The 26,045-nt window shown below is 66.7% G+C and carries 27 protein-coding genes and 1 tRNA gene; 12 read left to right on the forward strand and 16 right to left on the reverse strand.

The window, feature by feature from the left end; all coding sequences use genetic code 11:
• Positions 1–297: 297 nt before the first annotated feature.
• Entirely contained in the window at positions 298–681 is a 384-nt protein-coding gene (locus OB2597_RS06045) for a hypothetical protein (RefSeq protein WP_009804648.1), read from the forward strand.
• Between the two features lie 18 nt (positions 682–699).
• Here OB2597_RS06045 and ilvN read toward each other — a convergent pair whose 3' ends face one another.
• Both ilvN and OB2597_RS06055 read right to left on the reverse strand, forming a co-directional pair.
• The gene (gene ilvN, locus OB2597_RS06050; RefSeq protein WP_009804649.1) at positions 700–1,266 is read right to left on the reverse strand and encodes an acetolactate synthase small subunit; all 567 of its coding nucleotides are present in this window, start codon (positions 1,264–1,266) and stop codon (positions 700–702) included.
• A 92-nt stretch (positions 1,267–1,358) separates the two neighbouring features.
• A complete protein-coding gene (locus OB2597_RS06055; protein WP_009804650.1) occupies positions 1,359–3,113 on the reverse strand; it encodes an acetolactate synthase 3 large subunit in 1,755 nt (584 codons plus the stop codon).
• A gap of 567 nt (positions 3,114–3,680) precedes the next feature.
• On the opposite strand from OB2597_RS06055, the gene OB2597_RS06060 reads away from it, so the two are divergent.
• From OB2597_RS06060 to OB2597_RS06070, 3 genes are all read left to right on the forward strand, one after another.
• Positions 3,681–4,769: a TRAP transporter substrate-binding protein gene (locus OB2597_RS06060; protein WP_009804651.1), complete on the forward strand. Its 1,089-nt coding sequence runs from the start codon at positions 3,681–3,683 to the stop codon at positions 4,767–4,769.
• Positions 4,770–4,853: 84 nt separating this feature from the next.
• A complete protein-coding gene (locus OB2597_RS06065; RefSeq protein WP_009804652.1) occupies positions 4,854–5,747 on the forward strand; it encodes a TRAP transporter small permease subunit in 894 nt (297 codons plus the stop codon).
• Between the two features lie 15 nt (positions 5,748–5,762).
• Positions 5,763–8,117 carry a TRAP transporter large permease gene (locus OB2597_RS06070; RefSeq protein ID WP_009804653.1) on the forward strand — a complete coding sequence of 785 codons (2,355 nt, stop codon included), beginning with the start codon at positions 5,763–5,765 and terminating at the stop codon, positions 8,115–8,117.
• A gap of 148 nt (positions 8,118–8,265) precedes the next feature.
• On the opposite strand, the gene OB2597_RS06075 is transcribed toward OB2597_RS06070, so the two are convergent.
• The 4 genes from OB2597_RS06075 to OB2597_RS06090 form a co-directional block, all read right to left on the reverse strand.
• Positions 8,266–9,084, reverse strand: coding sequence for an arginyltransferase (locus tag OB2597_RS06075; RefSeq protein WP_009804654.1), 819 nt, complete (start codon positions 9,082–9,084; stop codon positions 8,266–8,268).
• 229 nt (positions 9,085–9,313) lie between these two features.
• Positions 9,314–9,760, reverse strand: coding sequence for an RDD family protein (locus OB2597_RS06080; protein WP_009804655.1), 447 nt, complete (start codon positions 9,758–9,760; stop codon positions 9,314–9,316).
• Positions 9,761–9,821: 61 nt separating this feature from the next.
• The gene (locus OB2597_RS06085; RefSeq protein ID WP_009804656.1) at positions 9,822–10,274 is read right to left on the reverse strand and encodes a DUF2852 domain-containing protein; all 453 of its coding nucleotides are present in this window, start codon (positions 10,272–10,274) and stop codon (positions 9,822–9,824) included.
• 110 nt (positions 10,275–10,384) lie between these two features.
• Positions 10,385–10,852: a YbaK/EbsC family protein gene (locus OB2597_RS06090; protein ID WP_040609535.1), complete on the reverse strand. Its 468-nt coding sequence runs from the start codon at positions 10,850–10,852 to the stop codon at positions 10,385–10,387.
• Positions 10,853–10,915: 63 nt separating this feature from the next.
• Here OB2597_RS06090 and OB2597_RS06095 point away from each other — a divergent pair, with 63 nt between their 5' ends.
• Together OB2597_RS06095 and OB2597_RS06100 are read left to right on the forward strand one after the other, a co-directional pair.
• On the forward strand, positions 10,916–13,708 hold the full coding sequence (locus tag OB2597_RS06095; RefSeq protein ID WP_009804658.1) for a bifunctional [glutamine synthetase] adenylyltransferase/[glutamine synthetase]-adenylyl-L-tyrosine phosphorylase: 2,793 nt from the start codon (positions 10,916–10,918) through the stop codon (positions 13,706–13,708).
• Positions 13,701–13,973: a hypothetical protein gene (locus tag OB2597_RS06100; protein ID WP_009804659.1), complete on the forward strand. Its 273-nt coding sequence runs from the start codon at positions 13,701–13,703 to the stop codon at positions 13,971–13,973. The genes OB2597_RS06095 and OB2597_RS06100 overlap by 8 nt, the downstream gene beginning before the upstream one ends.
• Positions 13,974–14,270: 297 nt before the next feature.
• Here OB2597_RS06100 and OB2597_RS06105 read toward each other — a convergent pair whose 3' ends face one another.
• The 4 genes from OB2597_RS06105 to OB2597_RS06120 form a co-directional block, all read right to left on the reverse strand.
• A complete protein-coding gene (locus OB2597_RS06105) occupies positions 14,271–14,729 on the reverse strand; it encodes an SRPBCC family protein (protein WP_009804660.1) in 459 nt (152 codons plus the stop codon).
• A 5-nt stretch (positions 14,730–14,734) separates the two neighbouring features.
• Entirely contained in the window at positions 14,735–15,070 is a 336-nt protein-coding gene (locus tag OB2597_RS06110) for an ArsR/SmtB family transcription factor (protein ID WP_009804661.1), read from the reverse strand.
• Between the two features lie 140 nt (positions 15,071–15,210).
• On the reverse strand, positions 15,211–15,948 hold the full coding sequence (locus OB2597_RS06115) for a COG3904 family protein (RefSeq protein ID WP_009804662.1): 738 nt from the start codon (positions 15,946–15,948) through the stop codon (positions 15,211–15,213).
• Positions 15,945–17,243, reverse strand: a complete 1,299-nt coding sequence (locus OB2597_RS06120) for an AAA family ATPase (RefSeq protein ID WP_040609168.1) — start codon at positions 17,241–17,243, stop codon at positions 15,945–15,947. Before OB2597_RS06120 ends, OB2597_RS06115 begins: the two co-directional genes overlap by 4 nt.
• A gap of 107 nt (positions 17,244–17,350) precedes the next feature.
• On the opposite strand from OB2597_RS06120, the gene OB2597_RS06125 reads away from it, so the two are divergent.
• Positions 17,351–17,815, forward strand: a complete 465-nt coding sequence (locus OB2597_RS06125; RefSeq protein ID WP_009804664.1) for an MmcB family DNA repair protein — start codon at positions 17,351–17,353, stop codon at positions 17,813–17,815.
• A gap of 5 nt (positions 17,816–17,820) precedes the next feature.
• Here OB2597_RS06125 and OB2597_RS06130 read toward each other — a convergent pair whose 3' ends face one another.
• Positions 17,821–18,018, reverse strand: coding sequence for a DUF6324 family protein (locus OB2597_RS06130; protein ID WP_009804665.1), 198 nt, complete (start codon positions 18,016–18,018; stop codon positions 17,821–17,823).
• A gap of 183 nt (positions 18,019–18,201) precedes the next feature.
• Between OB2597_RS06130 and OB2597_RS06135 the strand changes: the two genes are divergently transcribed.
• A tRNA-His gene (locus OB2597_RS06135) sits at positions 18,202–18,278 on the forward strand.
• 310 nt (positions 18,279–18,588) lie between these two features.
• Here OB2597_RS06135 and OB2597_RS06140 read toward each other — a convergent pair.
• Positions 18,589–18,909: a DUF6476 family protein gene (locus tag OB2597_RS06140; protein WP_009804666.1), complete on the reverse strand. Its 321-nt coding sequence runs from the start codon at positions 18,907–18,909 to the stop codon at positions 18,589–18,591.
• On the opposite strand from OB2597_RS06140, the gene OB2597_RS06145 reads away from it, so the two are divergent.
• Positions 18,875–19,915, forward strand: coding sequence for an RluA family pseudouridine synthase (locus tag OB2597_RS06145; protein ID WP_050759214.1), 1,041 nt, complete (start codon positions 18,875–18,877; stop codon positions 19,913–19,915). The genes OB2597_RS06140 and OB2597_RS06145 overlap by 35 nt on opposite strands.
• Here the strand turns inward: OB2597_RS06145 and OB2597_RS06150 are convergent.
• A complete protein-coding gene (locus tag OB2597_RS06150; RefSeq protein ID WP_009804668.1) occupies positions 19,904–20,524 on the reverse strand; it encodes a DUF4386 domain-containing protein in 621 nt (206 codons plus the stop codon). The genes OB2597_RS06145 and OB2597_RS06150 overlap by 12 nt on opposite strands.
• Positions 20,525–20,845: 321 nt before the next feature.
• Between OB2597_RS06150 and rpoH the strand changes: the two genes are divergently transcribed.
• Positions 20,846–21,742 (forward strand): RNA polymerase sigma factor RpoH, encoded by an 897-nt coding sequence (gene rpoH, locus OB2597_RS06155; protein WP_009804669.1) that lies wholly within the window; start codon positions 20,846–20,848, stop codon positions 21,740–21,742.
• Positions 21,743–21,998: 256 nt separating this feature from the next.
• On the opposite strand, the gene OB2597_RS06160 is transcribed toward rpoH, so the two are convergent.
• Positions 21,999–23,186 carry a dipeptidase gene (locus tag OB2597_RS06160; protein WP_009804670.1) on the reverse strand — a complete coding sequence of 396 codons (1,188 nt, stop codon included), beginning with the start codon at positions 23,184–23,186 and terminating at the stop codon, positions 21,999–22,001.
• On the opposite strand from OB2597_RS06160, the gene OB2597_RS21780 reads away from it, so the two are divergent.
• Both OB2597_RS21780 and OB2597_RS06165 read left to right on the forward strand, forming a co-directional pair.
• A complete protein-coding gene (locus tag OB2597_RS21780) occupies positions 23,185–23,397 on the forward strand; it encodes a hypothetical protein (protein WP_148234684.1) in 213 nt (70 codons plus the stop codon). The genes OB2597_RS06160 and OB2597_RS21780 overlap by 2 nt on opposite strands.
• A gap of 81 nt (positions 23,398–23,478) precedes the next feature.
• Positions 23,479–23,796, forward strand: coding sequence for a hypothetical protein (locus OB2597_RS06165; protein ID WP_009804671.1), 318 nt, complete (start codon positions 23,479–23,481; stop codon positions 23,794–23,796).
• A gap of 172 nt (positions 23,797–23,968) precedes the next feature.
• On the opposite strand, the gene OB2597_RS06170 is transcribed toward OB2597_RS06165, so the two are convergent.
• Both OB2597_RS06170 and OB2597_RS06175 read right to left on the reverse strand, forming a co-directional pair.
• Positions 23,969–24,199, reverse strand: a complete 231-nt coding sequence (locus OB2597_RS06170) for a hypothetical protein (protein ID WP_009804672.1) — start codon at positions 24,197–24,199, stop codon at positions 23,969–23,971.
• Between the two features lies 1 nt (position 24,200).
• Positions 24,201–26,021 (reverse strand): M3 family oligoendopeptidase, encoded by a 1,821-nt coding sequence (locus OB2597_RS06175; RefSeq protein ID WP_009804673.1) that lies wholly within the window; start codon positions 26,019–26,021, stop codon positions 24,201–24,203.
• Positions 26,022–26,045 lie beyond the last annotated feature (24 nt).

A 26,045-nucleotide genomic window follows, 5' to 3' on the forward strand; every position in this document is an offset into this window, starting at 1 on the left:
CGCCAAAGATGTTTCTTATCCCTGCGGGATCGGTTGGGGTCTGTCGGGTCGTTCTGGCAGATCTGGACAAAAGCCGTGGCTCCGCTTCTTTTTCTTCATCATTTGTCAGGTTCGGCGCTATTTGGCGTCTAAAACCGTGGGTTGTGACGCACATTGGCGTCACAGAGTGAACTCTATAGCGCCACGTCTTGAATTGCACGACACATTTTCATTGGCGGTTGCACAGGATCGGGAATATCCGGACGCCGTTCCCTTTCTCAGACTGTGGATGAAGAGAGAAATTGTCCGGAGCAAAGCATGTTCGGCATCGTTCTGTGGAGCAATCGCAACAGCGAAAAGGCGGTGATCTGGTGCGAGGATCAGGGGGATCTGGCTATGCTGGACGTGGCCGAGGCCATGGCGCCGGACGCGCCCGTGCCATCGCCGGGCGATCTCCTGCGGCTCGAACTTCATGCGGATGAAAAGGTCAGGCGCGTGAGCAATGCCTGTCTTGTCGTCGCCGAGCATTACCCGGCCATCGCCAACGTGCTCGGCCGGGCAGCAGACGGCCGGCCGGAGGGCGCGGAACGCCCGCGGGACGAGCAGTCGCAGACCGGACGGGGCAACGTGGTCGCCCTGCCGGGCGCCTTCTCGCGCCGCAGGTGCGACCGGGAGAGGCGGATCGCGCGCCTGCACGGCTGACCCGCCTGCAGGGAGTGATCAGGTCGTGGCGCCCCGCGACAGAGCCGCGACGCCGGTCCGCGCCATCTCCAGCAGGCCCAGCGGCCGCATGAGATCGGCGAACGCGTCGATCTTCTCCGGCGCGCCGGTGATCTCGAAGACGAAACTGTCCAGCGTGCTGTCCACGACGTTGGCGCGGAAGATGTCCGCCAGCCGCAGCGCCTCGACACGCTTGTCGCCGGCCCCCGTCACCTTGAGAAGCGCCAACTCGCGCTCTACCGACGGCCCCTCGACCGTGAGGTCGTGGACCCGGTGCACCGGCACGATCCGGCCCAGCTGCGCCTTGATCTGCTCGATCACCTGCGGCGTGCCGCGGGTCACGATGGTGATGCGGCTCAGATGCCCGGTATGGTCCACCTCGGCGACGGTCAGGCTCTCGATATTGTAGCCACGGCCGGAAAACAGCCCGATGACCCGGGCCAGAACCCCGGCCTCGTTGTCGACCAGCACCGCGAGGGTGTGGGTTTCGATCACGTCCGAGAACGTCGGACGGAGATTGTAGGCCGAATGCTTGGTCGAGCCCTTCTTGATCTGCAATGCGCTCATTTTTTCAGTCCTTCTGGCGGTGCGTCTCGGCGTCATGACCTGGGCAGGGCGGGGGCACCCCACCGACCGGTGCGGGTGGAATGGTCCACCGGTCACACCAAGACCGCGCCGCCCTCCTTGATCGCGTCCTTGGTCGAGACCTCGCCCAAAAGCATCTTGTTGTGCGGTTCGCCCGACGGGATCATCGGGAAGCAGTTTTCGTGCTTTTCCACCAGGCAGTCGAAGATCACCGGCCCGTCGTATTCGATCATCTCCATGATCGCGTCGTCCAGGTCCTTGGGATCGGTGCAGAGAATGCCCTTGGCGCCGAAGGCCTCGGCCAGCTTGACGAAATCGGGCAGAGCCTCGGACCAGGAATGCGAATAGCGCTCGCCGTGCAGCAATTCCTGCCATTGCCGCACCATGCCGAGCCGCTCGTTGTTCAGGATGAACTGCTTCACCGGCAGGCGGAACTGCACCGCCGTCCCCATCTCCTGCATGTTCATCAGCCACGAGGCCTCGCCCGCGACATTGATCACCAGGCTGTCGCGATGCGCCATCTGCACCCCGATCGAGGCGGGAAAGCCGTACCCCATGGTTCCCAGCCCGCCCGAGGTCATCCAGCGCTTGGGTTCGTCGAAGGTCAGGAACTGGGCCGCCCACATCTGGTGCTGGCCCACCTCGGTCGTGATATAGCGGTCGTGGCCCCGGGTCAGCTCTTCCAGCCGCTGCAGCGCATACTGCGGTTTGATGACCTGATCGGAGGTCTTGTAGGTCAGGCAGTTGACCGCGCGCCATTCGTCGATCTGCTTCCACCACCTGTCCAGCGCCTCGCGGTCGGTCTTGCGCCCGCGCGCTTTCCAGATCTTCAGCAGATCCTCGAGCACATGCGCCACGTCCCCGACGATCGGGATGTCCGTGTGCACGACCTTGTTGATCGAAGAGGGGTCGATGTCGATGTGCGCCTTGCGCGAGTGCGGGCTGAAGGCGTCGATCCGCCCCGTGATCCGGTCGTCGAACCGCGCCCCGATGCAGATCATCAGATCGCAGTCGTGCATCGCCATGTTCGCCTCGTAGAGGCCGTGCATCCCCAGCATGCCCAGCCAGTTCTTCCCCGAACCGGGGTAGGCGCCCAGTCCCATCAGGGTCGAGGTGATGGGCGTGTTGGTCGCATCCACCAGTTCGCGCAGCAGCTGGCTTGCCGCATCGCCCGAGTTGATGACGCCGCCCCCGGTGTAGAGGATCGGTTTCTTCGCCGTTTCCAGCGCCTCGACCAGTTCGGTGATCGTCTCGATATCGCCCTTGACCTGCGGCTGATACCGCTTGGGTCCGCCCTTGACCGGCGGCGCATAGCTGCCCGTGGCGAACTGCACATCCTTGGGAATGTCGATCAGCACCGGGCCGGGCCGGCCGGCGGTCGCGACGTGAAAGGCCTCGTGCAGGACGCCGGACAGGGCGTCTGTGTCCCTGACCAGCCAGTTGTGTTTGGTGCAGGGGCGCGTGATGCCGACGGTATCGGCCTCCTGGAACGCGTCCGAGCCGATCATGAAGGTGGGGACCTGGCCGGTCAGCACGACGAGCGGAATGGAATCGAGCAGCGCATCCGCCATCCCCGTCACGGCATTCGTGGCCCCGGGCCCCGAGGTCACCAGCACCACGCCGGGTTTCCCGGTCGAGCGGGCATAGCCCTCGGCCGCATGCACCGCGCCCTGTTCGTGACGCACAAGGATGTGGCGAATGTCGTTCTGCTGAAAGATTTCGTCGTAGATCGGTAGCACGGCGCCGCCCGGATACCCGAATACCGTGTCGACGCCCTGATCCTTGAGCGCCTGAACCACCATTTTCGCACCAGTCATCTGCCGTGCCATCGTCTGTCTCCGTTCTGCGGCGCCAATCGCCGTACCGTACCAACAAAAAAGCCCCCGGGAGTTTTCCGGGGGCGCATGGGGTCCTCTTGGGGTTCCGGTGTTACCGGCCCATGCGCCAAGCTCCTACTACGATCACTAGCGAGGTCATTCCCGCGGGCTCCTTTTATCGGTAGGCCGAGGATTATGGACTCGGGACGGCAAGGTCAACCGCCTTTCTGCGGCAAAAGTGTCGCGTCGGACGGAAAATCTTTTCAATTGTTGCGCAGATCGTAGCGCATATTTGCGATTTCTCCGGCAGGGCAGGAGAGGTGCCGCGGCAGAGGGGGACTCGCGCTCCCGAGGCGCAAAAAAACTTACAGCGTACGTACCGTCTCTCCCGCAGCGAGACCTCTCCCCGACCGGCGGCGCGGGGCGAAACGTTTCCATCCGACGGGCGCCCCCTGACCGTACGGCATCGTACAAGAAAATGTTTGCGCTATTGGTCGGCATATGTAGGTTTGGGCCACGAAATTCGCCGGGACACTCAACCGTTTACCCGGCAAGATTGATCTGTTGGGAGGAAACAAGATGGATCGCCGTTCTTTTCTGAAATCGTCCGCGCTCGGCGGCACCGCCGCGGCCGCGACATCCCTCGCCGCTCCGGCGATCGCGCAGGGCAACACGACGCTGACCATGGTCACCACCTGGCCGCGCGGCCTCGCCGGTGTGTGGGACTCGGTCGAGCGTTTCACGAACAACGTCGCCACCATGTCCGGTGGCTCGCTGACCATCGACGCCAAGGGCGCGGGTGAGCTTGTCGGCGCCTTCGAAAGCTTCGATGCGGTGGTCGCCGGCCAGGCCGACGTCTATCATGGCGTCGACTACTACTGGATGGGCCAGCACCCCGCGTGGGCCTATTTCGGCGCCGTGCCCTTCGGCATGACCGCGGCCGAGATGATGACCTGGTACTATGCCGACGGCGGCATGGCCCTGCACCACGAGCTGGGCGAGATCTTCGGCGTCCGCTCCTTCATCGCGGGTCAGACCGGCGCCCAGGGCGGCGGCTGGTTCCGCAACGAGGTGAACTCGGCCGACGACTTCAACGGCCTCAAGTTCCGCATGCCCGGCCTGGGCGGCGAAGTCCTCTCCAAGATGGGCGCATCCGTGCAGGTTCTGCCGGGCGGCGAGATCTATCAGGCGCTCTCGACCGGGTCGCTGGACGCGACCGAGTGGATCGGCCCCTGGTCGGACGAGAAGCTGGGCCTCCAGGAAGTGTGTCAGCACTACTATCCCGCAGGCTTCCACGAAGCCGGACCCGCCCTGTCGGTCGGCGTCAACCTCGAGGCGTTCAGCGGCCTGTCCGCCGAACAGCAGAAGATCATCGAGATCGCCGCGGCCGAAGGTCACCAGGCCAACTATGCGCTGTTCACGGCCGAGAACGGACCCGCGCTGCAGCGTCTGCGCGACAGCGGCACCCAGGTGCACGAGTTCGCGGACGACATCTGGGATGCGTTCGGCAAGGGTTCGGTCGAAGTTCTGGGCCAGTACCAGGACGACGAGATGTTCGCGAAGATCCACGAATCCGCCCAGAACTCCATGCGCGCCTCCGGCGCCTGGCTGTCGCTGGCGGAAAGCGCCTACACGCGTCAGCGTGGCCGCGTCCTGTCGTCGATGTAATCGCGTCGGCCTGAAGAATGAATGTCCGCGCGCGGCCCCCCCGCGCGCGGATATGTTTGTCGGGGGACACAAAGGGTTCTGTCGATGGGGAATGCTCTGATCTGGGTGCTGCAGAACATCGCGGCGGGATTCTACAACCTGGGCTACGCCGTGAGCCATCCCTCCCTCTGGCTCGACTGGTCCGACAAGGAAAGCCTGATCCGCTTCATCTATTACGGCGCGTCGGTCGAGTTCTTCTTCGTCCTGCTTGATATCTTCCTCGTCCTGACGATCGCGGGCCTGCTGTGGCGCCCGTTCATGTGGGGCGTGGTCCGGGTCTTGGAGGCAATGGCGAACGGCATCGGCCGCGCCGCCGCCTGGGCCGGGCTGATCATGGTGGGTCAGCAGATCATCATCATTTTCCTGCAGTCGATCTTTCGGCTCGGCGGCATCACCCTTTCGCCCTTCGGGATCGAGTTCACGCAGTCGATCACCTGGTATTCCGAAAGTCTCAAGCTGTGGAACGCGGTCGTCGTCGGGCTCTGCGTCAGCTACGCTTTCGTTCAGGGCAGCCATGTGCGGGTCGACCTGATCTATGCCGGTGTCAGCCATCGGGCAAAGAAGGCGATCGACATGTTCGGGTCGCTCTTTTTCATGCTTCCTTTCGCGGTCCTCGCCTGGATGTATTCCTGGTACTTCCTGTGGCGCCACCTGATCACGCCGAAGGTCTCGGCCAGCGACCAGCTCGAGCTGATGCTGCGCAAGGCGCGGATCGTGCGATGGAGCGTCGAGACCACCGGCTTCAACCCCGACGGGTTCAACGCGTATTTCCTCTTCAAGGTCCTGATCCTGGCCTTCGTGGCGCTGGTCTTCATACACGGGATCGCATTTTTCTACCGCTCGCTGCTGGAGTTCATCGAGGGCGAGGGGAGCCGGGACAAATACCTCGACCGCGACACGCTCGGCGCCGGGGAAGAAGCCTATGAAGGCACGCACTAGGGTAGGGGCAGGGACATGTTGTTCGGACTAGACGGCGTCGAAATCGGCCTGATCTTCGTATTCCTCAGCCTGTTCGCGGGGATTCTCTCGGGCTTTCCGGTGGCCTTCGCCATCCCGGGCGCGGGCCTGATCTCCTTCGCGGTCATCGCCTGGCTCGATGCCAACGGGCTGCTGATCCATCAGGCCATCGACCAGGGGTCGCAGGCCTACAGGGACCTCGTGAATTCGGGCGTCGGACGCGACACCATATCCATCTTCCGATACCCCGACCTGCCAAGGGTCGCTCAGCCGGTCTTCGAGCGGGGCTGGGAAACCGCGATGGACCGCAACCTGTCGTTCATCGTGAACCGGATGAACGAACGTGTCTTCGCGGGCCAGTCGATCGAGACGCTGCTGGCCGTGCTGATGTTCGTCCTGATGGGCATCACGCTGGAACGTTCCAAGATCGCCAACGACCTGCTGACCACCATGGCCCGCGTCTTCGGACCGCTGCCGGGCGGGCTGGCCGTGTCGGTCGTCGTGGTGGGCGCCTTTCTCGCCGCCTCGACCGGGATCGTCGGCGCGACGGTGGTGACCATGGGGCTGCTCTCGCTGCCGACGATGTTGCGGAACGGGTATTCCGCCGAGCTGTCGACCGGCGTCATCGCCGCCTCCGGCACCCTGGGCCAGATCATCCCGCCGTCGATCGTCATCGTGCTGCTCGGCACGCTGGCGGGGGATCTCTATTCCGCCGCGCAGGAGACCCGCGCGCAGAACTTCGGCTGTACCGATGCGCTGACCTATCTCGGCCGGCCCGCCGTGGTGTCGGTCGGCACGCTCTTTCAGGCCGCGCTTCTTCCGGGGATCCTGCTGGCCGGCCTCTATGCCGCCTATGCCTTCGGCTATGCGCTGTTCAACCCGTCCAAGGCGCCGGCGGTCCATATCGACGACCCCGACGGCGAGGTGATTACCCGGAACGAGGGCCTTCTGTGGTTCCTCGCGGTGCCGGTCCTGATCATCGGCGGCCTCATCGGCGCCGGGCAGGCGGGGCTGATCGGCCCGCAGGACCTCAACGTCTCGAGCTATACCCAGGTCGATCGGTTGGACGCGCTGCGCACCAATGTCAGCCCCGAATGCCAGGAGGCCATGATCGAGCTGCACGGACAGTCCAGATGGGACGAGTCCGTCGCCGCGCGCGAAGCCCTCGCCGCCGCCGGCGGGGCCGAGGAAACCCGCGAACTGACCGAGGACGAGATGAACGCGGCCGTGGCCGACCGGCTCGCCTCGACGGCGCCCATCGGCTCGGGCGTGGCCACGCTCTTCGGCCTTGTTCTGCTGTCGCTGGCCGTGGCGCGCGGGGTCAAGCCCTCGGCCCCGGCGGCGCCTCTGGTCGTGGGGCTTCTGGGGGTCGTTCTGGCCTTCGTGCTGGACGCGGTCTACATCGGACCCGGCATGACCGGCGGCACCAAGGTGATGATCCTGCTGATCCCGCTGGCCCTGTGCTTCTGGTCGCTGCGCCACGCTGCCGCGCGCATGGCCGAGAACGACCTGATCCGGGTGGTCTTTCCGCCGCTGGTCCTGATCATCGCGGTGCTGGGCTCGATCCTGGGCGGCGTCACCAATCCGACGCCGGCCGCCGCGCTCGGCGCGGGCGGGGCGATCATGCTGGCCGCCTACCGCAAGCTCAAGGACGAGGGCAATTCCGGCAGGATCATCGTCTGGGCCACCATAGCGCTGGTTGCGCTGATCCTGGTCGGGATCAACTTCGACCTGCGGATGAACCAGGCGGTCGTGACCTTCGAGAACCGCATCGGCTATGTCATCGCCTATGCCGCGTACACGCTCGCGGCCATCGCCCTGATCTACGCCTGCATCGTGCTGTTCCGGAACGGGGTGCTGACCCCGATCGTGCGCGAGACGGCCAAGGTCACCTCGATGGTCTTCACCATCCTGATCGGCTCGCAGCTTCTGAACCTGGTGGTCATCTCCTTCGGGGGCGAACACTACATCCAGCAGTTCCTGCGCTCCTTCGACAACGAGTTCACCGTCTTCCTGCTGGTGATGCTGGTGCTCTTCGTGCTGGGCTTCGTGCTCGACTTTCTCGAGATCATCTACATCGTCGTGCCCATCGTCGGGCCCGTGATCTACGGCGGCTCCTTCGATCCCAAGTGGGTGACGATCATGATCGCGGTGAACCTGCAGACCTCGTTCCTGACGCCGCCCTTCGGCTTCGCGCTCTTCTATTTGCGCGGGGTGGCGCCGCCGACGGTGACGACGGGCCATATCTACCGCGGCATCATGCCCTTCGTGATCATTCAGGTGGTGGGGCTGGCGCTTCTCTGGTTCGCTCCGGGCATCGTCACCATCGTGCCCGACCTGATCGGCAACTGATGTCCGCGCCCCGGCCTTGCGCCGGGGCCCCGCAGGCACGACGCGATGAGGCCGGGTCCCCGCAACGCAGGGCCCCGCGGGCACGACGCGATGGCGCAGCGGCCCCGGCGCGGGGGCCGGGGCACGGCACGTCGAACTGCAAGGATGATCAGCGGCGCGTGGTGCGCAGGTCCGGCAGCGAGATATTCGCCACCTGTTCCGCGATCGGGTCGGTCTTCAGGGGATGGCGTTCGCTGTCGTATTCCGAGGGGTCGCGCATCGGCGCCCATGTCCCGCCGACATAGAGTTCGACACCCTTGAAATTGGCCTTGTATCCCATCTTGGGCGATCCCGGCACCCAGTAGCCCAGGTAGACGTAAGGCAGCCCGGCTTCCCGCGCGATCTCGATATGGTCGAGGATCATGTAGGTGCCCAGGGAATCGTGGGCCCGGTCGGGATCGTAGAAGGAATAGACCATCGACAGCCCGTCATCGAGCACGTCGGTCAGCGCCACCGCCGTCAGGCCCCGCTCGGGGTGGACATATTCGATGACCCGGCTGCGGATCGGCGTTTCCTCGATCATCGCGGCGAATTCGAAGACGTCCATGTCGGCCATGCCGCCATCGGCGTGCCGCTCGTCCAGATAGTCGCGGAACAGGTCGTACTGTTCCTCGGTCGCCCAGGGCGAGGTCGCCTGTCGCTGCAGCGCCCGGTTGCGGTTCAGGGTCCGGCGCTGGCTCTTGCTCGGGGCAAAGGCGGCGACGTCGATCCGTGCCGACAGGCAGGCCGCGCAATCCGCGCAGGACGGCCGGTAGAGCACGTTCTGCGACCGGCGGAAGCCCTGCTTGGATAGGGAATCGTTCAGCGCCGTCGCCCCGTCGCCCGAGAGCGAGGTGAACAGCTTCCGCTCCATCCGGCCCTCGAGGTAAGGGCAGGGCTGGGGAGCAGTCACGTAGAACTGCGGCGTCAGCGGGAGTGTATGGCGCATGAAATCGGAGTTGGTGGCAGCTTACTTCGGCAAACGATACATAGGACGCCCCGCTTGTCAAAGAAAGAGCACGCGCAACATTCGGCTTGTCCGGGAAAGCGTGGGATTGTCGCACCGGAGCAGGCCCTCCCGGCCCGTGTCGCGGCGCGCCTTCAACCGAGGCGCGAAACGAGGGACGCCCGAACCAGCATTGGGCGTCCACATCGGCGGCATTGTTGCAGAATCGGTGTCAATGCCCGGCACGGCGGTTGATTGCGACGGTTCCGAGGACATTGTCCGTCAGCCCCTGCGCCCGCGACCCCGCCAGCATCATGACGACCGAAATGACCTGCAGGATCGGGAAGGCCAGCGAGATCGAATAGCCCATGGTGTGCAGAAAGGCCGTCATGCTATCGAACCGGCGGCCGTGGCCATCGCGCATCTCGACCGCCATCAGCCGCATTCCCCATGTCGCCGATCCGCCCGCCAGGGTCATCCAGCGGTAGAGGAACCCGATCACCAGGTACAGGAACGGCAGGAAGAAAAGCCCCGTGAAGGCGGTGAAGGGCAGCACGATCAGGACGACCAGCGCGATCAGCACGCAGTCCACCACCCAGGCCAGCAGCCGCTTGACCGGGATGTCCGCGTAGAACTCGGGCTGGAACTCGGGATCGGGAATGGACCAGGTGTCGGTCATCGTCGGTGTCTCCTGATGGGGGAAGGGGGCCGGTGCGGCCCCCTGCAGTCGCGATACGGGATCAGGCGTCTTCGTCCTGGCGCGTTTCGGCCTCGTCCCGGGTCTTGCGGGCCCGTTCGTCCATAAACTGGTCGAATTCGGCCTTGTCCTTGGCTTCGCGCAGCCGTTCCAGGAAGCTTTCGAACTGTTCCTGTTCCTCTTCGAGACGGCGCAGGGTCTCGGACTTGTAGGCGTCGAAGGCCGTGTTGCCGCTGGATTTCATTGCGACCATTCCGGACTTGCGCATTTGAAGGCTGCGGGAGTTGCGGCGGCAGGACTTGCGAAACATCTGTTTGCTCCAGATCATGTAGGCGAGAAGTGCGAGGCCGACAGGCCAGAAGAAGACAAAGCCCAGCACCATGGCGGCGATCCAGGCCCCTTTGCCCTTGCTGTCGAGCCAGGCCTCGGATCGGGACAGCCAGCCCATGTGGCGGTGGTCCTGTCCCTGATAGGCAGTGGCGGTGGCGGGGGTCATGTCAGTGCTCCTACGTTCGGTTGAATGTGAATGTCTTTCACATTGCATAGATTGGCATGGCGGCCCCGTCCCGCAAGGGGTGATGTGAATGTTTTTTACATTTATCCGATTTACTGTACGAAATCAGCGGGTTGGGCGCTGGAAATTCGGGGCAGGTCCCGCGGGTCCAGGCCAAATACATGATGTGGCGTGCCCGCCGCGGCCCATATACGGTCGAAGGCTAGCAGGCGCGGGTCGATCCAGGCCCGGATCGGGTTCAGATGCCCCACCGGTGCGACGCCGCCGATGGCGAACCCGGTCTGCGCCCGGATCAGCGCCGCATCGGCCTTGGCCAGCGGTTCCCCGGCCACCGCGCTCGCCCTTGCATCGTCGACACGGTTGCCCCCGGCCGTCAGGAACAGCAGGGCCTCGCCGCTCTCGACGCCGGCAAAGATGATCGACTTGGCGATCTGGTCTACGTGGCAGCCGACCCCGTCCGCCGCCTCCCGGGCCGTGCGGGCGGTGCCAAGTTCGAGGATCTCGGTCTCGATCCCCGCCTCGGCGAGGGCCTGCCTCACGCGTTTCATGCTCTTGCTCATGGCGCGAGATAAGCGCAGCCGCACGGCATTGACCAGACCCCGCATCGCGGCGAATGTCGCGGCATGAGTTTCGCCGACCGCCTGACCCGCCTGCCCAGGCCGCATGACCCCGACCGGGCCGAGGACGCCCGCGCCATCCTGACCCGCAAGGGGCCGGTCGGCGACCTGCTGGCCGGGGCCGGGGGCAGCAGCCCCTATCTGCTCTCGCTCATGCAGAAGGAGGCCGACTGGCTTCCCGACGCGCTTTCGGATCCCGAGACCGCGCTGAAGGCAGAATTCGCCCGCCTGCGCGGCGTCGAGCGCGGCCACCTGCCTTCGGCGCTGCGGCAGGGCAAGCGCCGGATCGCCCTGCTGATCGCGCTGGCCGACCTCGGCGGGGTCTGGCCGCTCGAAGAGGTGACGGGCCATCTGACCGCCTTTGCCGATCTGGCCTGCGACCTCGCCCTGCAGGCCGCGCTCGCGCCTCTGGTCCGGCGGGGCAAGCTGCCCGGCATGGACGAGGAAAGCCTCGCCACAGGATGCGGAATGGTTATTCTCGCGATGGGCAAGATGGGCGCCGGAGAGCTCAACTATTCCTCCGACATCGACCTCATCAGCCTGTTCGACGAGACGCGCTACGATCCCGACGACTATGCCGAGGCCCGCGCCGCCTGCATCCGCGCGACGCGCACCGTGGCGGCCACCCTGTCGGAGATGACCGGCGAGGGCTACGTCTTCCGCACCGACCTGCGCCTGCGCCCCGATCCCTCGGTGACGCCGGTCTGCCTCTCGCTCGACGCGGCCGAACGGTACTACGAAAGCCTCGGCCGGACATGGGAACGTGCGGCCTACATCAAGGCGCGGCCCTGCGCCGGAGACCTCGAGGCGGGCGAACGTTTCCTGACCGCGCTGCGGCCCTTCGTCTGGCGGCGGCACCTCGATTACGCCGCGATCCAGGACGCGCATGACATGCGGCAGGCCATCCGCGACCACAAGGGGCATCACGGCGACATCACCCTGCCGGGGCACGACATGAAACTGGGGCGCGGCGGAATCCGCGAGATCGAGTTCTTCGCCCAGTTTCACCAGATCATCGCCGGCGGCCGCGACCCGGACCTGCGCGTGCGCAGCACGGTCGAGGCTCTGCGCCTGCTGACCGTGCACAACTGGATCCCCGAAGACATCACCGAAAAGCTGGTCGGTCATTACCGCGCCCTGCGCGAGGTCGAACACCGGATCCAGATGGTCAACGACGCTCAGACCCACGCCCTGCCGCAGACAGACCCGGGCCTCGACCGCATCGCCGCGCTTTCGGCACAGGATCCGGACGATTTCCGCCGCGACCTGCGCGCCCGGCTCGAAGAGGTGCACGGCATCTGCGAACAGTTCTTCGCCCGCGACACCGGCAAGGCCCGCGACGAGGCCCCGGAGGCCGAGGCGGATTTCGATTCCGAAACCATCGCCCGCTGGCGCGGTTACCCCGCCCTGCGCTCGCAGCGGGCGCAGAACATCTTCCAGCGCCTGAAACCGCGCCTCCTTGCCGCCCTGTCGCGCTCGGCCCGCCCGGACGAGGCGCTCTCGGCCTTCGACGGCTTTCTGGCGGGCCTGCCGGCGGGGGTGCAGCTTTTTTCCCTGTTCGAGGCCAATCCCCAGCTGATCGATCTTCTGGCCGACATCGCGGGCACAGCGCCGGAACTGGCGCGGTACCTGTCGCGCAATGCCTCGGTCTTCGACGCGGTGATCGGCGGGTCGTTCTTCGATCCCTGGCCCGACGCCGACAGCCTGGCCGAGGACCTCTCCGCCCTGCTGAAAGCCGAGGAGGATTACGAGAAACGGCTGGACGCCGCCCGCCGCTGGCAGAAGGAATGGCATTTCCGCGTCGGCGTCCACCACCTGCGCGGCCTGATCGGGGCCGCCGATGCCGCGCAGCACTATACCGACATTGCCGACGCCACGCTGCGCGCGCTCTGGCCCGCGGTGCAGGAGGAATTCGCGCTTCGTCACGGGGCGCCGCCGGGGCGCGGCGCCATGGTCCTGGGCATGGGGTCCCTGGGCGCGCGGCGGCTGAACGCGCGCTCGGACCTCGACCTGATCATCATCTACGACCCGCAGGAGGCCGAGGGTTCGGACGGCCGCCGCCCCCTCGCCACGCGCACCTACTATGCCCGGCTGACACAGGCGCTGGTCACCGCGCTGTCCGCCCCGACCGCCGCCGGGCGGCTTTACGAGGTCGACATGCGGCTGCGCCCCTCGGGAAACCAGGGGCCGGTCGCGACCTCGTGGTCGGCCTTCCGCAACTACCAGGACACCGAGGCCTGGACCTGGGAGCACCTTGCCCTGACGCTCGCCCGCCCCGTCGCCGGCCCGCCGGACTTCATGCGAAATGTCGAAGACTTCCGCCGCCGGACCCTTTCCGCGGCTCCAAACCCCGACCGGCTGCGCCGCGACCTGGCCGAGATGCGCGCCCGGATCGCCTCGGCCAAGGGGCAGGGGGGCGCCTGGGACATGAAGATCGGCCGCGGCAAGGCGCAGGACATCGAACTGCTGGCCCAGGCTGGCACGCTCGCCGCGGGCGAGGCCGGGTCGGACATGGCCCGGGGCCTCGCCCATGCCGCCGATGCCGGCTGGATCGACGAGGTGGCGGCCGACCAGCTGACAGAGGCCTGGCGCAGCTTCCGCAACCTCACCCTGACCGCCCGCCTGCTCACCGACAGAGAGCTTGTCCCCGGCGACCTCGGCCGGGGGGGCTGCGATTTTCTGCTGCGCGAGGTCGGGGCGGAGACGCTGGACGAACTGAAGACACGCCTCGACGGCATGGTGGCCCGCTCGGGCGACCAGATCGACGCGGCCCTGAAGACGGAACCCGACGATGGCTGAACCCAGGAACCCCCATGACCCAAAGGGGCTGATCCGCGAATCCTACCGGATCGAGGGCATATCCGACGCCGAATGCCGATCGATCCTGATGGACTGGGCGCTGAGCCTGCCCGACGACGTGAGCCAGCCCGACGCCCTGACCGGCCTCATCGCCCGGTACGCCGATCCGAACCCCGGGCACCCGATGTCGGCCCTGCTGATCGAGGGGCGCCAGAGCCTGTCGACGCAGAAGCGCCGCGGCGGACGGGCCGGGCGGCGTCACTGACGGCGCGGGGCCGCACCTGCGCCACGGCACGCGGGGATCGTGCCGTAACCGGCGAAAGGAAAGGAAAAGCGGCGGGCCCGCACGCGACCGTTTGGTAGACGCATTCCCGAGGACCTGTATCTACAGGTGGGCGCCGGGTAACCGGACCACGGTCCGGACAGAGCCAGCTCCCTCGGATTTGCTTAAGGCCACCGGAATGTTACCGTTCACGAGAAGGGCAGCACCCGCCTCGACGTCACATAGTCGGTCGCCCCCGCTTCGGCAAGGGGAGGGGCCGCTATTCCGCCGACCGCTCCGTTATAGGCGGGCGGCAAGTTTCTCCAGTTGACCGATCGCCGCGCCCCAGCCGTCGAGAAACCCCATGTCCTCATGCTGTTTGCGGTGCTCTTCGGTCATGTGCATGACCGTCGCGACATAGTGCGTCCGCTCGCCCCGGCCGGACATCTCGATCCGCGCGGTGAAAGGCAGATCCGAGGGCTGGGGCCGGAACCCCCGTTTCATCGCCGATGTGAAGATCACGCGCCGCTCCGGGTCCGACACCAGGATGCAGCCTTCGCCCGCGAATTCCTCGCCATCGGGGCCGTGCATCACCGTGTCGAAGGCGCCGCCCGGCACGTGCTCCAGCGCCGTGACCTCGGCCCGCCACGGGGCCGGGCACCACCATTGCGACAACAGGTCCTTTTCCGTCCAGCATCGCCAGACCAACGAGACGGGGGCGTCGATGGTGCGGTCGATCACGAGGTCATTTTGGGTCATCTCTGTTAATCCTTCCGATAAAGCGATTGCGCGAGCGACCCGAGGCGATCCGTCCGCCGCTCCCACAGTTTGCGGTGACGCGACAGCCAGTCGTCCACCGGCTGATACCGTTTCGGCACGAGGTGACAGGTCCGCACCCGCCCTTTCTTGACGGTCCGGATCAGCCCGGCCGCCTCGAGCACGCCGATATGCTTGGTGAACGAGGGCAGGGCCATGTCATGCGGCGCGGCCAGTTCGCCGACCGAGGCGGGCCCCTGCGCCAGCCGGTCCAGCACTGCCCGGCGGGTCGGATCGGACAGGGCCTGGAACAACAGGTCGAGGTCGGCGTCACGTTTAGCCATATGGCTAATTAATGACAGTCAGATACTTATAGCAAGGGCTAAGTTATGAGGTGGCCGACCGGCGCGGATCGAGGGTTTCAGAATTTATGTTCTGAACTCTGCGAAGGTGCTGTAAAGATGAGGATCTTTCCGGTCTGCCGTCACGGCGTCACCAGGTCGTACCGTTCCAGCTCTTCGCGCGTCATCAGGTAGATCGACTGCGGCGGCGTCGACAGGCCATGCGTCAGCAGCATCGGATCCACCCCCATCTCGTCGAGATAGCGCATCACCTCGCCCTGGCCGCGCTGGATGTCCTGCACCGCAAGAAAGGCCGGCAGCAGCGTGTTCTCGCCGTAGTAGTGCTGATGCACGCCGACGCGGCCGCCCTCGTCCACCTGCCGTTCGGTCCCCGCGGCGAGGATGTAGGGGCAGGCCGAAAGGCACACGTCCCGCGCCCGCAGCCGGGTGGTCAGTCCGGCAGTGCGCAGCGCGCGCCCGACCTCCAGCGCGTCGGCCACCGCGCCGCCGGGCGAATGCAGCACGATCTCGCTCGCCTCCGAGGCGGCGATGCGCGCGGCGATGCGCTCTCCGTCGCCGCGTTCGATCTGTCCGGTCAGCAGCGCCCGCCCGTCGTCCAGCGGTTGCAGCACCAGCCGTTCCGGCATCGGCCCGTCGATCTGCGTGCCCGGCGCGGTCGGCAGCGACGGGTCATAGCGCCGCGTCTGGTCGCCCGGCTGTGTCGGCATGTCGAATCGCGGCGCCCGCGGCCCGGTCGATGGCAGGGCGAAGTCCCGTCCGATATCCCCGAGGAACAGCACCCCCGCCAGCACCAGCTGAAAGGCCAGCACGCCCGTCAGCATCCGCCGGATAGGGCGCAGCTTTTCCTGATCCGAGGTCATGGCTCACCGTCCTTCCGCCCCGTTTCGGCCCCAGCCTCGGAAGGCCTGTCCGACCGAGACGGAGGCACCGGTCGCGCGCTCTCGGGCACCAGCAGCGCCCGGTCCACGTCTCGCGCGGCGTGCAGGGCCGCGCGCAGTTCGGCGATGGTCATCGTGTCCTCGACCGGCGCCCCCTCGCGCCCCTGCCGGATCAGCCCCTGGGTGATCGCGACGATCATCACCAGCACCGCCGGCAGCAGGTCGATGGCGATGGCCCCCGCCCAGGACGGGATGAAGTTTCGCGCATAGAGGATCACCGCATCCGCGGCCGAGATCGGCGTATAGCTGCTTTCCGGCGGGGGCGGCATGGACGAGACCTCGGCCGCCGCCTGCCGCAGCGTCTCGGCCCGCCGCCCCAGCACGTCCAGAACCGATGTGATGGTGGCGGACTGGTCGCTCCGGTTGGCCTCGGTCCGCCCGTCCAGTTCCGGCAGCACGACCGATGCGGCCAGATCCTGCGCCGCCCGTTCCACCAGCGTGGCCACCGAGAGCTGCCGCAGCCGGGTGATGATTCCCGCCAGCTGCACTGCCTGCTCCGAGAACTCGACCGACCGCGCCTCGACCGGCCCCGGCTCGACCGTCAGCGCGCGCATCCGCGACAGCAGCGCGTTGCCCTCGGCAAAGGCCGAGGCGACCAGCGGCCCCTGACTGGCGATCTGCTCTTCCAGCGCCTCGAGCTCGGCGCTCTTCTGCCGCAGAACCCGGAAGACCGCGCCACGCCCCGCCAGCCCCGACAGGGTCCCGGCGGCCTCCTGTTCCGACAGATCCTCGAAACTCTGCCGCACCCGCGCCACGTCCCGTTCCAGCCCCTGGGCCGACAGCGCGATCTCGTGCGCCCGCTCCAGCGATCCCTGGTAGTCCTGCACCGTCTCGGCCAGGTGCTGTTCGACCGCCGCCGCCCCCGCAAGCGCCGCCGCGTTCAGCCAGGACGACATGGCGACGATCGCCAGCGACCCCAGCCCCATGGCGCCCAGAAGGCCCGTTCTGGCGCGCGCCGTCCGCATCGCCGGAAACAGCCGCATCATGTAGGACCAGAAGACGAAGATGCCGGTCGAGACCGCGACGGAATAGGCGATGGCGGCAAAGGCCTTCATCGCGCCGTCCCCGTCCAGCAGCGACGACACGCCGAGATAGGTGTAGATGCCCGAGGCCACCGCCAGCACCCCGAGCGCGGCGCCGGTGAAACTGTCGAGCCACCCCAGGTGCCCTTCCAATTCGCGCGCCATCCGCGCGCCGCGATCCGTTCTCTCCGACATCGGTCCCCCAGCCTGGCAATCCTGCAAAAAATAGGGGCGCACAGGGGTTTGTACCAGCCCCGGCCGCCGGCGCTTGCATTTGTTCACTAAATGTTCATGATTGCGGCATGACCGATACAGCGTCCGAAACGAACCTTCTGCAACCCGGCCAGCTCATCGCCCGGGGCGTCTGCCGCCTGCTGGCCAGCCATGATTTCTGGTGTCTCGAGGAATTCGTGCCCGCCCGGGGACTGCGGATGGATGTCATGGCGATCGGCCCGAAGGGCGAGCTCTGGTGCGTCGAATGCAAGTCGAGCCGCGCCGATTTCATGTCGGACACCAAGTGGCAGGGCTATCTGGACTATTGCGACCGGTTCTTCTGGGCCGTGGACCCCGAATTCCCGGTCGATCTGCTGCCCGCGCAGTCCGGTCTGATCCTCGCCGATGCCTGGGGCGGAGAGATCCTGCGCTACCCCGATGTCTCCCGCCTCGCGGGGGCGCGGCGCAAGGCGATGACGCTGAAACTGGCCCGCGACACGGCGCGCCGGCTTCAGGCCCTGCGGGACCCGGCAGGGCCCTCGGCGCTGCTCTGACGATTCTAGCGGCGCTTGCGGCCCAGCCCTTCGGCGGTCTTCGCCGCGGCCATGATCTCCTCGGCGATCTCGCGCGCCTCGTCCGGTTCGAAGTCCATCGGGATCTCGGTTGCGCCCGCCTCGATGAACAGCCGGACCATGCCCTTGTCGGTCGGACCGATCTGAAGGTTCGCCTCGATATCGCGTTCGGTGTCGATGCCCATGGGGCCCTCCGTCTGGGGATGCGATTGGCTAGCGCAAGGGTCGGGAAACTTCAAGACGGCGGGCAGGAGGCGCCGACGAAGGCGCGCGCGGCGCCTCGCGTCGGGCGCTCGCCTCGTCGCGCGTCTTTCCGGCGCGGGCGGTCTTGCAATTGCCGCACGGTATCTGTAATTGCCCCTGCACGTGCCGCCTTAGCTCAGTTGGTTAGAGCGCTGGATTGTGGATCCAGAGGTCCCCTGTTCAAGCCAGGGAGGCGGTACCACTCTCCCAACAGTTCTCGTACCTGCCACCTTGCGCCCAGGCGCCGCGCTCCGCACCGGTTGCGCGCGGAGTGCGCCAGGACGTCGCCCCCGGCCCGGGCGCGTGGCTCCCGGGCATTGCCGCCGGGCGCGGCGCACGCGGGAGGCTCGGCTTGTGTTCGGCCCGGAGATGCGCGGGAGAGGGCGAGGAGGGGGCGCTGCCCCCTGTCGCACCGGAGGTGCGCGATCCTAGGGGCAAGAGGGGGCGCTGCCCCCTCTTGAGCCCTGCGGGCTCAATTCACCCCCGGGATATTTGGCGGACCAAAGAAGCGGTCATTCGGGAAGGGTGAGGGCGGTTTCCGAGATGCGGGTGCCGTCGGGGCTGAAGACGAGGGCGCGGTGGTCCTCGGTGACGATCAGGTACCAGCCGGGACCGGCGGTGACGGCCAGGGGGCGCGCGTCGGCGGGCAGGGCGATGGCCTCGGGGAGCGCGGGCAGGGCGGGCGCGGTGCGGTCCTCGCGGAAACGGATGACAATCAGCACGATCAGGACTAGAAGCCCCACGATCATCACGCCCGCCAGCACAGTCACCAGGGCGCGCAGAAAGCGCAGCTGGGGAATGTCCGGTTCGTCTTCAGGAGTGTTCGTGTCCACTGACTGCCTGTCCGTTCGCATCGGGGCCGATCCCCCCGCCCGCCTTGATAAGGCCTTGGCCCGGGATGTGCCAGAGGCGGCGGCCCTGTCGCGCACCCGGATCGCGCGGCTGATCGCCGGGGGCGCGGTGGCGCGGGCGGGGGCCGCGGTGACCGATCCCAAGGCCCGCGTCGCCGAGGGGGATGTGATCGAGATCACGCTGGGCGCGGCGGCGGAGGTCGAGACGCGGCCCCAGGCCATCCCGCTCGACGTGGTCTACGAGGATGCCGCGCTGATCGTGGTCGACAAGCCCGTCGGCATGGTCGTGCATCCGGCGCCCGGTACGCCCGAGGGCACGCTGGTCAACGCCCTGCTGCACCATTGCGGCGACAGCCTCTCGGGCATCGGCGGCGAGCGGCGGCCGGGGATCGTGCACCGGATCGACAAGGACACCTCGGGCCTGCTGGTGGCGGCCAAGACCGATCGGGCCCATCACGCGCTGGCGGCGCAGTTCGAGAGGCACAGCGCCGAGCGGGCCTATCTGGCCATCTGTCACGGCGTGCCGGATGCCGCCGATCCACGTCTGCGCGGCGTGCGGGGCGCGAGTTTCGAGCCGGGCGGCGTGCTGAAGCTGACCACGCAGCTGGCCCGGCACCGCACGGACCGGCAGAGGCAGGCGGTCTGTTTCGAGGGCGGGCGGCATGCGGTGACCCGGGCGCGGGTGCTCGAGGGCTTCGGCGGCGCGGCTCTGCTGGAATGCCGGCTCGAGACCGGGCGCACGCATCAGATCCGCGTGCACATGGCCCATGCGGGCCATGCGCTGATCGGCGACGCGGTCTATGGGGGGCGGCGCCGGGCCGGCAAGGCCATGGGCGCGGCGGCGGCCGAAGCCCTCAACGGATTTCCGCGCCAGGCGCTGCATGCGGCGGTTCTGGGCTTTGCCCATCCCGAGGACGGCCGGCCGCTGAGGTTCGAGGCGGACCTGCCGGCGGACATGGCGGGGCTGCTGGCGGTGCTACGCGGCTGAGCGCAGCGCTTTCGCCCCGAAGAGCAGCCAGATCGCGAAGGAGAGCTCGGCCACGACCGGAACCAGGTAGGCGGGCTGCATCGCCGCGTTCAGCTCTGGTGCGGCAAAGCGCGTCAGGCTGCCGAAGAGATAGACCGCCCCCGCCGCGGCGATCAGCCAGGCGAGCCAGGCCGTGCCGGTGCGGCGGAGGAGCAGCGCCATCACCAGCGCGTTGAGGCCGAAGAACCACAGGCCCAGGTCATAGCCGGCCCCGTGCCGGGCGATGAGGGGCGCCGGATCGGCTGCCCCGATGGCGGAGAGCAGGAGGGGCAGGTGCGCCGCGATGACCGCCATCTGCACGAGGCGCAGGACGAGCGCGGCGAGCGCGAGGTCCGGGCCGAAGCGGCGGAAGAGCCGGTAGAGCAGCAGGGCCAGCGCGATGTCGAAGCTTGCCATCAGCAGGTCGGCCGCCAGCGCCGCCCGCCAGAGCGGCACAGCCCCCGCGAGCGCCGCGGCCTGGTCGGCGGCCGAGGCGATCGGGCCGCGCAGGGCCAGCTCTGCCGTCAGGCCGAGGATGATGATGCCGAGATAGAGGCCCCCGGCGAGGCGGGTTGCGGTACGGGCGTGCATGGCGTGTCCTTTGCTGAGGTCGGGGCCTGTATAACCCATGCGGGAATTCCGCGTAATTCGCCATTGCCGCAGCGATCCCATGCGTTTTCGCATGTGTCAGCAAGGGCGGTGCTGCGGCGTGGTGCCTGGAGAAAAGCGTTTCTGCTCAGGTCACTCGCCGACACATCCGCGTGAAATCGCCGAAATATGGATGCGGTTGCAACGGAAAACCCTTCACCGTGCGTTAGTAAACTGAGCGTACTGATCTTGAACGCGATCAGCACGGTCCCTATCTGCCATGTTAAGCCTATAAACATTGGGCTGGAGACGAAGGACAGGGTTATGGGTAATTATGGAAATCTGCCGGCACCGTCGCCGGAAGGCGGTCTGAACCGCTATCTTCAGGAAATCCGGAAGTTCCCGCTTCTGGAGCCGGAAGAGGAATACATGCTCGCCAAGAGGTGGGTCGAGGAACAGGATACCGAGGCCGCCCACAAGATGGTCACCTCGCATCTGCGTCTCGCCGCCAAGATCGCCATGGGCTATCGCGGCTACGGCCTGCCCCAGGCCGAGGTGATCTCGGAGGCGAATGTGGGCCTGATGCAGGCGGTCAAGCGCTTCGACCCCGAAAAGGGGTTCCGCCTCGCGACCTATGCCATGTGGTGGATCCGCGCCTCGATTCAGGAGTATATCCTGCGGTCCTGGAGCCTGGTGAAACTGGGCACGACCTCGGCCCAGAAGAAACTTTTCTTCAACCTGCGCAAGGCCAAGGCGCGAATCGGCGCGCTCGAGGAGGGCGACCTTCACCCAGACAACGTCAAGCAGATCGCCAACGATCTTGGCGTGACCGAGGCCGAGGTGATCTCGATGAACCGGCGGATGTCGGGCGGCGATGCCTCGCTCAATGCGACGGTCGGCATGGATGCGGAAAGCGCCATGGAGTGGCAGGACTGGCTCGAGGACGAAGAGGCGGACCAGGCCGGCGACTATGCCGAGCGCGACGAGATGGATTCGCGCCGGGAACTGCTGGCCGAGGCGATGGCCGTGCTGAACGACCGCGAGAGGGACATCCTTACGCAGCGCCGCCTGAGCGAGGAGACCATCACGCTCGAGGATCTGTCGGAGCAATACGGCGTCAGCCGTGAGCGTATCCGCCAGATCGAGGTGCGCGCCTTCGAGAAGCTGCAGCTTCAGATGCGCGAACTGGCGCAGGAAAAGGGCATGTTGCCGGCCGCGTGATCGGCCGATTGACCCGCCACCGGTCCCCAATGACCCGGCCGCCAAGTGGCGCGCCGGGTTGTTCTTTTCATCGCCACACGATGATTGTCGGTGCCGCCGGCGCCGGACCGGATCCGGCGCCTCGACGAAGTGGCGTTGAACGCAGAACGCCTAATCTTCTTCGCGGAGGATGGACGCGCGCGCGAGCACCACGGTCGAACAAGCCGCGTTCGGAAAGAGCGTGATCGCCGCTCCGCCGTGGACCTCCGACCGGCCCTCAGCCGCCCAGCCGGTCGCGCAGCACGCGCACCATGTTGCCGCCCATGATCGCGGCGATCTGGTCCTCGGACAGCCCCGCCCCAAGCAGGGCGTGGGTCAGCGCGACCAGCTCCGACGTGTCGAAGGCCGTCTCGACCGATCCGTCGAAATCGGACCCGAGCGAAACATGCTCGGCCCCCACCAGGTCCACCGCAGCGGCGATCATCGCGGCGATGCCGGCGGGGTCGATCCGGCCGCAGGCGACCTCGTCCCAATAGCCCATGCCGATCACGCCGCCGGTTTCGGCCACCGCCTGCATCAGGTCGTCGGGCAGGTTGCGCTGCGTTTGGCAGAATCTGCTCACGCCGGTATGGCTGATCACCAGCGGGATATCCGTCATCTCCAGCACCTCGCGCACCACGCGTGGGCTGGAATGGGCGAGATCGAGGATCAGCGGCCGTCCGGCCACCTCGCGGACGACGGCTCGGCCGAATTCGGTCAGTCCGGCCTGGCCCAGACCGTGCAGCGACCCGCCCAGTTCGTTGTCGAAGAAATGGTGCAGCCCGATCAGCCGGTAGCCCTCGTCCACCAGACCGTCGAGCCGGGCCATCTCGCCCTCGAGCGCATGCGCCCCCTCGATCCCGAGGATGGCGCCGATCCGGTTCTCGCCGTTGTCGCGGGCCCTGAGCACCGCCTCGAGATCGTCCGCGCCCTTGATGATGGTCACGCGGCCGTCCTCTTCGGCAAAGCGGTGCAGCTTCTGCGCCTGATGGACGGCGCGTTCGTAGAGGCTCTGCCAGGTGCGCATCGGCCAGCGCTGCCCGAAGGCGAGCAGGGTGATGTTGTCGAAGGCCTCGGCCGAGTTCTCCTCGTAGTTCTGGCCCGCCGGGCTCTTGGTCACGGCGGTGAAGACCTGCAGGGCCACGTTGCCCTCGATCAGGCGGGGAAAATCCACCTGGCCCCATGTCCCGCGTTCCGTCAGGTCGCGCTTCCACAGCAGCGGATCGGCGTGCCAGTCGCCGATGGTCAGCGAGCGGTGCAGCGCGCGGGCCTCTTCGCTGACGGGATAGGGCTCATGCTCGATCACGTTGTTCCGGGCCGAGCCGACATAGGACGGGGCGAAGGCCCAGAAGGCGACGACGGCAAGCACCGCCAGTAGCGCAAGCCCGAGCAGGCCGCGGACGATCCAGACAAGCAGTCGGTACATGATGAAAATTCTCCTCTCGGCGAGAGTTAAACCTGTTTTCCGCAGGTGGGGAACCGTCCTGTCGCGTCAGGCCGGAGCTTTTGCTTGTCGGGATGTGACTTCGGTCAACCAGATCAACAAGATAATGCGTCTGTCCCGATCGGCCGCGTCGCTTGGGGCGCTGGTCGCGCAAGAATTGGAACGAGGCCGGCAAGGGCAATGTTTTGACTGATTGATCATTCGTGCCTACGCTTATGGGACATTTGCATGGAGGATGGAAATGTCTGGAAAATTTCTTGTAGTCGGAATTTTAATGGCCGCGGTCCCCGCAATGGCCGTTGCTGCGCCGAAACAGATAAGGACAGCGTCGGAATTCTCGCAACACGTCGTGGGCAAGACGGTGGATGGGCCGGGCTACCAGGTTGTCATCAAGGCCGACGGGACAGCGGCGGGCAAGACGGACGATGGTCATCGGCTGACGCTCAACTGGGTCTGGGACAAAGGGCGCTGGTGCCGCCGGCTTATTGTCGGCAAGACCGACCAAGGGACCGACTGCTTCAGATGGGCCGTGGATGGCAGCACCTTTACCCTGACCGGGAAGAACGGCACGCAGACCGGAGAGTTGCGATAGGGAACCGGGCCCGCGGCCCGGGGCGCCTTCCGGGTCGTGCGAACCTGCGATGACGTGGGCAGCGGTCGTCCCGACCATGACAACACCGCCCCTCGGACGGCGCTGACGGGCATGCCACCGGCAAGGACCGCCAGACGCGGAGGCGGAGGGGGCGCGACACACGCGCGCGGTGTCAGCCGCGGCGAAACCAGTGCCAGATCGCGCGCACATCGAACCAGATCAACGTCGCCCCGAGCGGCAGCATCCAGAACCCGAGGATCGGCAGCATCCCGAAGACGCCGCCGACCATCAGCAGCAGGCCCAGCACCGTGCGCAGCCCCGGCGGGACGCGGGTCCTCAGCCGGTCGACCCCATGGCGCAGCCGGTCGCGCCAGGTCGGCGGTTCCGGTCCGCGCTCGGGCATGTCAGTCCTCCATCGCCTCGAGCTCGTCGATGAAGCCTTCGATCATCGACAGGCCCTTGTCCCAGAACTTCGGGTCCGAGGCGTCGAGGCCGAAGGGCGCCAGAAGCTCCTTGTGGTGCTTGGACCCGCCCGCGCGGAGCATGTCGAAATACTTGTCCTGGAAGCCCTCGGGCGCCTCCTGGTAGGCGGCGTAGAGCGCGTTCACCAAGCCGTCGCCGAAGGCATAGGCATAGACGTAGAAGGGCGAGTGGATGAAGTGCGGGATGTAGGACCAGAAGACTTCGTAGCCGTCCATGAAGTCGAAGGCCGGCCCGAGCGATTCCGCCTGCACCGACATCCAGATGGCGTTGATGTCCTCGGGGGTCAGTTCGCCCTCGCGGCGGGCGGCGTGCAGCTTGCACTCGAAATCGTAAAAGGCGATCTGCCGCACGACCGTGTTGATCATGTCCTCGACCTTGCCCGCCAGCAGGGTCTTGCGTTCGGCATCGGATTTCGCCTCGTCCAGCAGCTTGCGGAAGGTCAGCATCTCGCCGAAGACGCTCGCCGTTTCGGCCAGGGTCAGCGGGGTCGAGGACAAAAGCTCTCCCTGATCGGCGGCCAGCACCTGGTGGACGCCGTGGCCCAGCTCATGCGCCAGGGTCATCACGTCGCGCGGTTTGCCGAGGTAGTTGAGCATCACGTAAGGATGCACCGTCGTCACCGTGGGATGCGCGAAGGCGCCGGGGGCCTTGCCCGGCTTGACGCCCGCGTCGATCCAGCCCCGGGTGAAGAACGGCTCGGCCAGGTTCGCCATGCGCGGATCGAAGCCCGCATAGGCGGACATCACCATCTCCTGCGCCGTGTCCCAGTCCACCGTTCTGGGCGGCTCGATCGGCAGCGGCGCGTTGCGGTCCCAGACCTGCATCCTGTCCAGCCCCAGCCATTTGCGCTTCAGCTCGTAATAGCGGTGCGACAGGCGCGGGTAGGCGGCCACGACGGCATTGCGCAGCGCCTCGACCACCTCGGGTTCGACATGGTTGGACAGGTGGCGGGCCGTCTGCGCGGACGGCATGCCGCGCCACCGGTCCATGACCTCCTTCTCCTTGGCCTGCGTGTTGTGAACGCGGGCGAAGGTGCGGATGTTCGCGCCGAGGACGCGGGCGATCTCGCGCGCGGCGGCCTCGCGCTTGTCGCGGTCGGGCTCGGTCAGAAGGGTGGTCGTGGCCTCGAGCCCCAGCTCCTCGCCGTCGATGGTGAAGGTCAGCCCGGCGACGGTCTCGTCGAAGAGCTTCTCCCAGGCATCGCCCACCACGCCCATGTCGTGCAGGAACTTCTCCATCTCGTCCGAGAGCTGGTAGGGCTTCATCGCGCGGATGCGGTCGAAGATCGGCTTGTAGCGGGCGAGGTCGTCGCTGGCCGCGAAGAGGCTGTCGAGCCGGTCGTCGGGCAGGCGGTTCAGTTCCAGCGTGAAGAATACCAGCGGCGTGGTGTATGTGGTGATGCGGTCCTGCATGTCCGACATGAACTTGGCGCGCGCGCCGTCGGTGGTGACCTGGTAGTAGCGCAGCCCGGCATAGGACATGAGCCGCCCCGAGACGGTCGTCAGCTCTTCGTCGCGCCGGATGCAGGTCAGCATTCCTTCGGCGTCGAGCTGGTCGAGCTTGCCCTCGTAATCCGCGGCGAAGGAGGCGCAGGCCTCCCGCAGCCAGTCGAGGTCCCTCTCGATCGCCGGATCCTCGGGCGAGGCGTAGAGATCGGTGAGATCCCATTCCGGCAACTTCCCGAGGTCTCTGCCCCCCGAAGTGGCGTTGGCGTCGAATAGCGGTGCCGGATGTGCGGTCATGGTTTCTCCTGAAATTGATTGCGG

The organism is Pseudooceanicola batsensis HTCC2597 (assembly GCF_000152725.1).
GTDB classification, from domain to species: Bacteria; Pseudomonadota; Alphaproteobacteria; order Rhodobacterales; family Rhodobacteraceae; genus Pseudooceanicola; species Pseudooceanicola batsensis.